Source organism: Paraburkholderia sp. Ac-20347 (assembly GCF_017104805.1).
GTDB lineage: Bacteria > Pseudomonadota > Gammaproteobacteria > Burkholderiales > Burkholderiaceae > Paraburkholderia > Paraburkholderia tropica.
This window is the reverse complement of the sequence record NZ_JAAGPN010000022.1, coordinates 48,239-58,924: the sequence shown is the minus strand read 5'-3', so window position 1 is coordinate 58,924 and position 10,686 is coordinate 48,239. Positions and strand designations below refer to the sequence as shown.

At 59.0% G+C, this 10,686-nt stretch carries 12 protein-coding genes and 1 pseudogene; 5 read left to right on the top strand and 8 right to left on the bottom strand.

What is annotated here, in order from left to right; genetic code table 11:
* Positions 1-947 precede the first annotated feature (947 nt).
* Both G3N97_RS06905 and G3N97_RS06900 read right to left on the bottom strand, forming a co-directional pair.
* Complete coding sequence (locus G3N97_RS06905; protein WP_205992546.1) at positions 948-1,838, bottom strand: hypothetical protein; 891 nt, start codon at positions 1,836-1,838, stop codon at positions 948-950.
* A 543-nt stretch (positions 1,839-2,381) separates the two neighbouring features.
* Positions 2,382-3,026, bottom strand: coding sequence for a hypothetical protein (locus G3N97_RS06900; protein WP_205992545.1), 645 nt, complete (start codon positions 3,024-3,026; stop codon positions 2,382-2,384).
* Positions 3,027-3,036: 10 nt separating this feature from the next.
* Between G3N97_RS06900 and G3N97_RS06895 the strand changes: the two genes are divergently transcribed.
* The 5 genes from G3N97_RS06895 to G3N97_RS39310 all read left to right on the top strand — a co-directional run bounded on the left by G3N97_RS06895 (position 3,037) and on the right by G3N97_RS39310 (position 5,404).
* Complete coding sequence (locus G3N97_RS06895) at positions 3,037-3,297, top strand: hypothetical protein (RefSeq protein WP_205992544.1); 261 nt, start codon at positions 3,037-3,039, stop codon at positions 3,295-3,297.
* A gap of 350 nt (positions 3,298-3,647) precedes the next feature.
* Entirely contained in the window at positions 3,648-3,890 is a 243-nt protein-coding gene (locus tag G3N97_RS39315; protein ID WP_241030435.1) for a hypothetical protein, read from the top strand.
* Between the two features lie 4 nt (positions 3,891-3,894).
* Positions 3,895-4,383, top strand: coding sequence for a hypothetical protein (locus G3N97_RS06890; protein WP_205992543.1), 489 nt, complete (start codon positions 3,895-3,897; stop codon positions 4,381-4,383).
* Between the two features lie 105 nt (positions 4,384-4,488).
* Positions 4,489-4,791, top strand: coding sequence for an H-NS histone family protein (locus G3N97_RS06885; protein WP_205992542.1), 303 nt, complete (start codon positions 4,489-4,491; stop codon positions 4,789-4,791).
* Positions 4,792-5,164: 373 nt separating this feature from the next.
* Positions 5,165-5,404 carry a hypothetical protein gene (locus G3N97_RS39310; protein ID WP_241030434.1) on the top strand — a complete coding sequence of 80 codons (240 nt, stop codon included), beginning with the start codon at positions 5,165-5,167 and terminating at the stop codon, positions 5,402-5,404.
* Positions 5,405-5,708: 304 nt separating this feature from the next.
* Here the strand turns inward: G3N97_RS39310 and G3N97_RS06880 are convergent, their stop codons facing one another.
* The 6 genes and pseudogenes from G3N97_RS06880 to G3N97_RS06855 form a co-directional block, all read right to left on the bottom strand.
* Positions 5,709-6,854 (bottom strand): hypothetical protein, encoded by a 1,146-nt coding sequence (locus tag G3N97_RS06880; protein WP_205992541.1) that lies wholly within the window; start codon positions 6,852-6,854, stop codon positions 5,709-5,711.
* A gap of 27 nt (positions 6,855-6,881) precedes the next feature.
* Complete coding sequence (locus G3N97_RS06875; RefSeq protein WP_205992540.1) at positions 6,882-7,109, bottom strand: DNA polymerase ligase N-terminal domain-containing protein; 228 nt, start codon at positions 7,107-7,109, stop codon at positions 6,882-6,884.
* A gap of 153 nt (positions 7,110-7,262) precedes the next feature.
* Positions 7,263-7,470: pseudogene (locus G3N97_RS06870) on the bottom strand (hypothetical protein).
* A gap of 86 nt (positions 7,471-7,556) precedes the next feature.
* A complete protein-coding gene (locus G3N97_RS06865) occupies positions 7,557-8,801 on the bottom strand; it encodes a phosphatidylserine decarboxylase family protein (protein WP_205992539.1) in 1,245 nt (414 codons plus the stop codon).
* Positions 8,802-8,875: 74 nt separating this feature from the next.
* Complete coding sequence (locus G3N97_RS06860; RefSeq protein ID WP_205992538.1) at positions 8,876-9,295, bottom strand: NUDIX hydrolase; 420 nt, start codon at positions 9,293-9,295, stop codon at positions 8,876-8,878.
* Between the two features lie 125 nt (positions 9,296-9,420).
* Complete coding sequence (locus tag G3N97_RS06855; protein WP_205992537.1) at positions 9,421-10,554, bottom strand: hybrid sensor histidine kinase/response regulator; 1,134 nt, start codon at positions 10,552-10,554, stop codon at positions 9,421-9,423.
* Positions 10,555-10,686 lie beyond the last annotated feature (132 nt).

Genomic DNA, 10,686 nt, shown 5'->3' with positions numbered 1-10,686 from the left:
ACTACAACTCCGTGCGTCCGCATAGTGCCCTCGGGCAACTGGCGCCGGACCAATTCCGGCAACTGCATCAACCGAAAAGCGGCGAGCCCACTAACTTACGAATGGTGTACTCGGCGGGGTAAGGTCACACCAGCTAACTCAAAGGGTTGCACGCGAAAGCGTTGCAGCCCTTTTCGTTTTGCAGCCCATGCAACCGGTGTGTAACCGCATTTCTCGGATGCGGTTACACACCGCGGCGGCGCAAGTCAGTAATCCCCAATTTAAGTGCCACTTCCATACCAAGTGCATAGCCTCACTGGAGGTCAACGACAAACCTAGCTCCAGAATTGGTATCGCACTCGTGCGCCAATTGAATCTCCACCCACGCATTTGCTTACAGATTAAGAGCACACTCAGCGAGGATGGTTCGCCGTACGCTTCAAAGCTTCGATCTGATCGCTCAGATCCGAGAACGATTGAAGAGATTCCAGGAAGTTGAAGTCCACCTCCCCGTTCGATACCAGTTGGTTTGCAGCGTCCACCATCGCGGGAATGTGCAGGGTCAGTTAAGCCTCTAACTGGACCGCCAACTTCACATGCCCTTCAGTCGGTAGCTCATGCAATGGAAAGGTTGCCAGGTGATCGCGCGAACCCGTCAAGATTCTCTCAGCGTTCGCGGACTCAGTAAGAGGAAACTTTTTGCTCGATGGCGCGCTTGGACATGATTGCTAATGGTGAGTGCGTACCCATAAATCGCGAATAGGCTCGCTGCAGCAACTCGGTCTCCCTCTGCTCGTTGCTCTCGTGCAAGCTTGCGAACCGCTCCCCCTTGGTAGCCGGCGATGGCGCCAGCCCCCAGAATTGCCAGGATTGATCCAACCGCCTGGGAGAAACTGAACCAATCGCTGCGATGCCAAGAATCCATATCGAACACCTCTCATTGTTTGTGTATTTTTAACTCCAGCGAATCATTGGCTTGCTGCCCCACTCCCAACTCCAACTGAGTCCTTGGCACGCACCGCGAGTTCATAGAGAGCCTCGCAAGCCGGGCTCACGCGGACGAAGTAATTCGTTCCATCAGGATTGCGCGGATGGCCGCGCGGTGATGTCGACTCTTCAAGCAAGCCAATATTTCTGAGCTTCAGCGCAAAAGGGCCTATATCACTAAAGAGATTCAATCGGCTCTCATCGTTGATCGCTGGCACTCGTGGCCGATACGAGATTGTTGGAGCCCGCCCTTTCTGCGCGATGGAAAGAGGGGGTTGGTAACCTCCCTTGACCAAGATAGGGATTGGTCCATTTTGACCGATGCCGAACTTCTGGCTATCCAGCGCCTTTCTGTACTCGCCATCGGCATGAACGAATTCCATCCAAGAAAGCAACGACGCAAAATCGCGATCGTTCAGCACCTCGCTTCCCTCGAATACCATTTCTTCAATCTCGCTCGCGATCCTGTCCTCAAGGACAATACGGGCAGTCTGGAGGCCAATCACCATGGGCCCGATATCCTTGCTCGCAGAGAGCGCGACCCTGCGGTATGCATCGAATATCGTACTCGTCCGTTCGTCGTTGTTTGCGACTACTCGGAGCATATCGTTTAGATCCGCCGACGTCGTCAGCACTACCTGCTCTTTGCGAACCTCGTCGAGAAAAGCATCGAAGAACTTCCGCGCGCGATGCTCGCTCCACCTCGCGATGACTTTGTCTTTGACCATATCAAAGAGTTTGTCTTTCGCCTTGTCCAAGGCAAAATCTGCGGCAGCGACCATCGCAGTCGCTGTAATAACCATACTTTCTCCATGATTGCACGGGACGTCATTCGCCCCACAGTTCGTCATCTTCATTGCCTTCGAGGACATCGACGATCCCGAACTACTGCCGCGCGAACCCCAGCGCTAGATCGATTCCGATGCAGGTTAGGGTTAGCCTCGACGCATTTGAATTCAGCGTTCCTGCCGTCGTCCGCTGCAACATGGCGATCGGCGCTAGTGCCCGGTCACGCATCTTGCGCAGCGTGGTCACGTTCTGGCAGATCGCCTTCACCTGCTTGACGTTATCGTTGAAAACTCGCGCAGACGTCACTCGTCGCGAAAGTCCCGTACTAGACACCCGTACCGCGCGCCAGCCCGCTTTCGAGTGCGACCAGACGACCGGTGTCGGCACGCGCCGCCCATTCCCCCCCACCATTCAATCCTAATCTTGCCAGTGTGTGGTGGTTGCAGCAGGTTCAGCAGTTCATCAAGAGCCGTAAGCGCTTTATCGATCTGCGTCACTTCGGCGGCAATTTTCGCTGCGGTTCGCCCCCCGGCCGGCAACCAAGACAGGTAGTCGATAGTCGGAGGGGTGCGTGTCTCAATAGCGTTAAGCATGATCACGATGGGTCCACATCTCAGAAGAAACCTTCAGCGCCTCCGCACCAACATAGCTCTGACGCTCTCCCGCGGGCGCCGCAAGGAGCTTTCTCGCGACGACAGCGCGTCCGGTCGTGCATCATCGCGCACGCTGGCGCTTCGTTCAGAAATTATCCTCAGCACCGCCATTTCGATCGAATCTTCGTCCTCAACTGGCTTGCTCGATTGGAGCCATGACGTCAGCAAGTTCACTCCCAGCGCGCCGATGAGTGCCGGGTAGATGAGCACCCAAAGATTATTCACTCGCAGGCCTTCTTGGAGAGCATCGTCACTTAGCCTGTGGCGAGCGTTGAGTAGCTTCGCCATCACTTCGTAATTCGAGAACGTTGAAGCACTCATGACTGCAAAAGCAATCAGTGAAAGGCCGACGAGCAGAGTCGTCAGATGATAAGGCTTTGCCATTTTGACACCGATCAATATGCCAATGGCCGCCATTAGCGACGCAATCCCAGTTGCATTCTCCAGGCGAACGATATCCATTGAGACGCCCCTAAAATAAGGTCTAACGGCCGCGCCGCTGGATTCTTCATAGCAATTGCTCTGTTCTTCGTCGAAGTAGGAATAGCCACGAGCCACGAGCCTCGTCCCGGTCGTCGTCGGAACCATCGCCGCAACCAATGCGGCGAGTGTCGGCACCTCCGGCCATATGCTGATCGCCGTTGGCGCGGCCGTGCTGTTTGGTTTCATCGGGCTAGTGCCGCTGCTCGGAGGCGAGCCGAAAGCCATGCCGGAACCAGGATGGACTGTGATGGAGGGTGCTGAGAACGCCCGCTCACCAGTCGATGTGCAACTTGAGAGCGATGCACTGACGATAGATGGCGCGTTCATAGAGATCGAGGAGCCGCCGATGCTGGCTGGCGGCAATCCTCGATGGGGACGATGGCTCAGGGGCTCGTCGGTGCCGTAAGTTGAGGCACTACAAGCTCCGGCAGGTATTGCGCATTTCGGGCCAATGCGCGCGCAAGCATCTGCGTGCGAGGCGCAGCCGGACCGGCTGCGCGAGCGTCCAAGTATGGCAAAAAGCCCTCGGACTGGCATCTACCACGGTATGCTCTGCAGTAGAGAAGCGCAGACGAGGCTCACCGCGACGCCGTTGGGTACGCAATACGCGCCATCAATGCGGGATGCATCAACAGTAGCGGTCCGCCGGCCCACATCGTCGCCTGAGCACGCCGCGCCCCTCGTTCGGATTGCGCTACGTATCTTTTTCCCCAAGGGTGTCGCTGATGCCGGCCCCCCATTTCATGGGAGAAGAAGATGCTCAGCACATACGAATTCGTAACACTGATGCTGGTTCGCCAGGCGCCGGACCCACTAGAAATGAACCGAGCCGAGCTCGATACCCGGCTCGAACGTCAACTGGTCATGCTGGGCCATTGTGGTGAAGGAACACCCCGCGTGCACCTGACCGGTAAGGGCCGGACGTTCCTCGACGCGCTCCATCCCGACGACATACGTGGACAGGCTTCGAAGGAAATCATTCAAGCCCCCCCGAGGTAGAGGAATGTCAGACATCCCGATCACCAGAGCTGAAGAAGATGCGCTCTACGAGCGCATCCGACTCATGATGTTCAGCGCGGATCTGCCAGTGCAGCGTCTGGAACCCGACATAGAGGATCTAGGACGGTTCACGCAACCGGATGCGCGCTCGCCACACGTGCGGCTGGTTGAGGCCATGCCTCCCCTCGCCCCTGCAGCCGAAGCGATCGTGCGCGCCATGATTCGCGCCTATGGCGTGGAGCTGTTCGGGCGCGGCAGGGCGCAGACCGGATTGTGTGCCATGATAAAGACAGGACCGGTGGCGTTCGGACAGACAGCCCTGATGCTGGGCCCTGACGCGCCCGTTCCGTCGCGGGCTCGCGCCCTCGTCGAAGAGTTCAATCACATTTTCGAGCGTCATCCCCGAAGCGGATTTGCGCAGGCGCGACGCGTGCTCGCGGCGATAGGCCTGCCGTCTGGCCCAGGTGAGAGTTCGGAGGTACGCCGTGCCTGACAGCATGCGTGCGTGCGACCATCTCGGTTAGCGGCCGCAAGTGCTTTTCACGACTGGCGCTGATTGGTGTATCGTTTTCAGACATCTTTGCCGCGGGGGACCAGAATGGGGGCATACAGTGAGCTTAGGGCCCAAATCGCAGAACTGGAGGAACAGGCTGCGATCGCAAGAGCTTCGGAAGTTGCAGAAGTGCTCGCGGACATCCGAGCCAAGGTCGCCGAGTTTGGGCTGACCGTAGAAGATGTTTTCGGCGAATCTCTGAGTCTTGGGGCATCGAAAAGGCGTGTCCATGACCCTTTGCCACCGAAATACCGTGACCCGGTCACCGGAGCGACCTGGTCCGGAAGGGGTCGCGCACCGAGCTGGATCGCCAATGTCCAGAACCGAGACAGCTTCCTTATCCGTTGAATGCATTTGGCTGCAATCGCGTCAGAAAAGCGAGCGAGAGATCGAGCGCAGTTGGAGCCCGTTGAGACTCCGCTCCAGGGCACCAGCAACGCTGAGGCGGCGGCGCGTTATCGCGCTGGCTAAACGTAGATCAAATACCTGATCTGTCTGGACAAGCGAAAAGCGCTCTGCTAATTTTTGAAACCGGTAGCGGCCCAACCCCGCAACCGGCGGCACGCAGTTGCGCGAACTCGCTTGAGGCCGCCGTCCCCAGTGGCGCGGCGGTCTTTTTTGGGCAGAGAGCTGCGGTGAGTCTCCAAGTGCGGCCCTCCAGCCAGGTGCCGCCTATCAGCTCGCCTAAACCCCTCATCTGCCGCCTGTAGACAAGGCCATCATGTACAGAACTAACACGTACCGCGGCTTCGAAATTCTAGTCGAACTGAGCCCGGCCGCTGATGTGGACACCTTCGACGTGACCTTTCAGATAAGAGGCTCTACAAACCTGGAAGTGCTCGGAGCGCGGGGAGGCCGCATCCCGGTGCGCAACGGCCCTTTCACTGAACGATGGGCCTATCTGGTTGCGGAAATCGCAGGTCAAGCCGCAGTCGACGTGTTACTCGGCCCTGCAGACTAATTGGGGGCTGTTTTTCGGACCCCTTGCGTTCGCTGATCTGTGAAAGCCCGCGTCACAGGCGTCCCGCGAGTGGTGCCCCTGTACAGAGGGAGAAAGCGTCAACCCTCAATTTGTCAACACACTCTCACGTCCAAGCGTTATCGCGGTGAAGGCAAACATTCAGTGCCCGCCTAACTAACGAATCCTCCAATCATGAAAAAATCGTTCTTACTGCGATGACATCCATCGCGGTGTTCGCTACAGTCGCCCCCGCATTTGCATACGACCACCATCGTCACCCGGTGTGTCACAAGGTGCGTGCGCATCATCTCTGGGAAAATCGTTGCCACTGAGCCGCCGCCAATCTGAAGCCGGGCCGGATTTCTGTTTTTTCGTCGATGACTGCGAAGAACGTCCGGCACAATTTCCTCAGAATGTTGAAGTAGTGTCCTCCCCCCCTGTCCGGGACAGGCGCTCCCAAAGATCGCGCACGGTCTTGGCGTTCCGGCCCGTGCCGGCGCTGACGAGCTGAGCACCATCGTAGTAGCCGAGCAAAAGACTGCCGATCGCCCCGTCCTCCCCCCAGCGTCGTGAACCCACAGACCACCATCTCCTGGCGAACTCGAGCTTTCGCGTTTAGCCAGGTCTGCGCCCGCCCGGATTCGTAGAGAGCATCGCGCCGCTTGATCACGACGCCTTCAATGCCAAGGCTCGACACCGCCTCGAACATCGCGGCCGCGGGAGCGTCCAACGCTTCAATGAAACGCAGATGCTCCCCCGCATTTTCGAGTACCCGCGACAGACGCGCGCGACGCGCCCACAGCGGCACCCTTCGAACGTACTCGCCGTCGACGTACATGAGGTCGAACAGGAAGTAGACGATGTCACGGCTCGTTCGTGCATCCATCGCGTTTTGCAGCGCCAAGAATTCTGGCAGTCCCTCCGTCAGCGTCACGATCTCTCCGTCGAGCCTCGCCGTCGTAAGAGGGAGCGCCGCTAGTTCGCCAACCAGTGTCAGAATTTCGCTGCCCCGTCGCCCGCAGCGGGTGAAAAGACGAATCTCGCCCAGCTCAATGCACGCAAGCAACCGGTAACTGTCACACTTTGTCTCGGTTATCCAGTCACCGCCGATCGGCGGCGGCAGCGCAAGCGTCGCGAGTTGCGGTCCGACTTTCGCAGGCAGCGACGCGCGCGTCGCTGCTGAGAGATCAACCTTCGTTGACGCTTTCGCGCGGTCGGCTAGACCGACTTTCGGTTCGCGCTCCTCAAGGGAGCCCAACGGGTTTGTGACCACGCTGTCTGGCAAGACCTGGAACACATCATAGTCGGAAAGCGGTCGAACCCATTCACCGCGCTTCTTGAACAACATCCGCTGTCCCTGTTTCCCGCGTGGCTTTGAGATATGCACCAGCCTCCACAACCCCGCGAGCTTCTCGCCGTGAAAACGGAAGGCGCGCTTGCCCGCAGACATACCCTCTGCAGGATCACCGGAGGGCTCTCATGTCCCGCTGTCCCCGACGATTACGTCGCTCGCGCCGTACTGTTTGGGCGGTATCGTGCCCTCGAAGTTTGCGTATTCGAGCGGGTGATCCTCTACGTGCACGGCTAACCGCTTGGCCTTCGGGTCGTAACACGGCCCCTTGGGCACGGTCCACGACAGGAGCACGCCGTCGGCTTCGAGGCGGAAATCGTAGTGCAGCCGACTCGCCCAGTGCTTCTGGATCACGAACAACGGCTCAGCGGCCGCGCGGCGGTCTTTCGCGAGCAGCGGGCGCGGGCGTGATATCAAAATTGCGTTTGCCGCCGTATTTTTGCAAGCGGGTCCGCGCCTCAGTTGACATCGCCGCCATTCGCAGACCCCGTCTGCGTGCCGCAGCCACTATCGGCCCGCTAAGCCGAGCTCGCTGTGCTCGTGCGAGTGCGTCGCGGCATGGAGCAGTTCATAATGCGCCCCTTTCCCCGTGCGCGTGGGGGAAATGTTCGCCCTCCACCCAGGTGACCTCGAAGGAGTCATCTTCACCCTCGTGCACGACCTTGTAGATGCCAGATGTCTTCACGATCTCGCCCGGACGATGCTGGTCAGCCATGAGCATCTCCAAAAAACGTTCGACGCGCCTATCTTGCAAAACGCGTGCCCCCGTTTGTCTGATACCGTTCGGTCCGCACTCAGGAATCAAATCGACCCCCTTGCGAATGCGAGCGCACGGTTGACTTTTAGCGGCGGGACGTCGTCATTCCAGGGGGGCTGCGGCACGAACCGCTCTATGACGCCGGGGCGGAAGATCAGGCAATAAGTGCTTCCTCCGTATTGGAACCAGCCCAGATCATCTCCCTTGCAAACGGGGTTCCCGGGTCGCACGCAGATCTGGCAGGACGACACCTCCGCCATACCGACAAACACGCATGCCACCTCGCCGATGAGCGGGTTGTCGCTTTCTATGACGATCACCGCCCGCGCTGCTACGGCAGTGGTGTAACCCTGCGAGTCATTCAGTCCGCTCGGATCTTCGCCTTCAACCTCTGCGTCAGAATAATACGTGCCGTCAACGTTGTACGCTTCGAGGACCCGACCGTTCACCGGCGCATGCCAGCGATGGTAATTAAAGGCGCTCAGATAGCCTTGATAAACCGTGCCGCCGACGAAACGGCGAGCGAGACCTTCGTCACTTGAGGCGAGTATTTCTTTCAGAGAGTACGGTTGGGATTTGATCCAGAACCGATCGACCATCCGGACGTCTTCCCGTACATTGAATGGCGACGCCTCGCAGGCGTTCACAATCACTCGCTCGTCCTCTACACCCTCGATCGGCCTCGCACCAGCCCGCAGATGGCGCGTGAAGAAGTCATTCCATGATTCAAAGCCCCAGTAAGGCTTCGCCCTGTCGTGCACGAAATCGTCCATGCCAAGTTTGCTCAGCGCCTCCGGACTGAACCACCCACCAGGCTCTTCGGTCAACCAGCTCCGTGAATGCGGGCCGGAAAGGAATGTGCACCATGAGTTGAGCACACGTCGAAGTTGGGAATTGAATGCAGGATCACGAAAGACCGCATAGCCGGCTCGCATGCACATCGGCCATTCGAGGATAGTGTTCAGCGGGGTTGCCACCGGGGCATGTGCATCGAAGGGCGGGCTAAATGTGGTGAGGTAGTCAATGATCACCAGGAGCTCGCTGATGTTCGAATAGCCCAAGATTTTTCCCTGCGCCAGCGACTGGTCGATCGCGCGCGTGAGATTCATCCTGAGTATGGAATCGCGCTCAAGCAGATGAGCGAGGTCTTGAACGACACTCGACAGTCCGATCTTCTCGTGACGGCCTCGAGCCCTGTCGCCGATGTCGAGTCTGAAGGCGTTGCTCTTCCCTTCATCGGAAGGCATCCAGTTGCCCAGCCGCCGCCGATAGCCCGCTTCGTCAAGCATGTTTCACTCCTGTCTGTAGGCCCCAGCCATTTCTAAAGGGCAGAGCGCGTCTCGAATCTCCGAGGCGGCCCCCTTTAACGGGTGTCATGAGCCATCAGCGCTGGGCAGAAGCTGGCGGGCGGCGCAGCCGTCTCGCCAACGCCGTTGAATAGAGCAACGATCTCCCTCGTCGGAACGCTCACTGCAAGGCGGCCGATTTCATCGGGGTGAAACCACCGGCATCGTACGATTTCATTGGCAGGTCTGACGTGGACACCGCCCCCCAGCACCGAAAAGAAAACGTGATGACGTTTATTCAATCCGACGAACTGAAACACGTACTGGAGACGGGCAACCACCATTGACGTCTCTTCCAGAAGTTCACGCCGGGCGGCGGATCCGGGAGACTCGTTTCCGCGGATTGAGCCTCCCGGCAACGCCCAGCGCGAACGTCCCCGGTCCACGAGAAGGATCTTTCCACGTCGACAGCATAGAATGGTCGCTCGTTCTTTCATGGCGGTAAATCCGGCATCAAATGCGGCCCCCCTGCACAGCTGCAGCTCGACGCGGATTGCCGCGCCCTGGACTTAGCAATGCGCGCGCCTGGGCGACGCGCCACGCCCACGGAGGAGATCCGCCACTACGACGAAGAACAACGTCTGCCAGCGTTCGCAAGCAACGTCAGAATTTCTTCCGGCCGCGCGGGTTTGATCAGGTGGTGATCAAATCCCACCCCGCGGCTACGCTCTATATCTTCAGGCTGCCCGTGCCCGGTCAAGGCGATCAAAATGAGCCGGCCTTCCGGTACCATGGAATTCAGAAGCGAGCGGGCGAGGTCGTATCCGCTCATGCCAGGCAGCGCAAGATCAATGATAGCGGCATCTGGAACAAAGTCTCTGGCCAGACGTTCTGCATCTTCTCCGGACCCGGCGGTTCGCACCTGATGGAACTCGCCGACAACCGCAGCGAGCGATTCGGCGGCGTCGTAATTGTCATCCACCACCAGGACACGCAAACGGGCGCCCGGGTCGCCGCTCCGCAATGGCATCATTGCCTCGTCAGCAGGCTCATTGCAGAGCGGCAGTTCGACCACGAAGCAGCTTCCTTTGCTTCGCCCCTCGCTCATTGCCCGCACCGATCCCCCGTGCATTGCAACCAACGCGCGGGTTACCGACAGACCGATGCCGAGGCCAGCCTTAGGGGCGCCCGCGCCGCCTTCCTGCTCGAAGAGACGGAACATCGTCTGAATCGCATCGGGTTCCATACCAATCCCGTTGTCCTCGACTTCCAGGACCACCACCTCGTCCCTCACGTTCATCCGCAGCTGGATGTGGCCACCTTCGGGCGTGTACTTGATAGCGTTGTCGACGAGATTCGAGACAATCTGCGACAGACGTGTCGGATCTCCGTAGACGAAGGTGGGAGGGGCGCGATCGAGACGGGGCGCTTCGAGCCTGTGCCGCCGTGCCGCCGCTGCCGGCGCCTTGATTTCAATCGCCCGCTCGACAACCGTACGAACGTCGAGCACTTCCTTGAGCAACCTGACTTTGCCCGCGGAGATTCGCGACACGTCGAGCAGATCGTCAACGAGGCTGGCGAGATGTCTCGCGTGCCGCTCAATAACCCCCTGAATCCAGCGCAACTGCGCTGGCGGCAAATCGCCTTTCTTGAGCAGATGAGCGGCATTGATGACCGGTGCCAGCGGGTTCCGTAGCTCGTGCGCAAGCGTCGCAAGAAAAAATATCTTTACGGCGGTCTGCCTGCCTGAGCGCATCCTCTCCCTCGATCCGCCGCGTGACGTCGGCCATCGTGCAGACAAGCCGCGGCCTGCCCTCGCGGCCCGGCATAAGACATGCAAAAATCTCCACCGAAGTCGGCGCAGATGATCCGCGCCTACGGATACGGA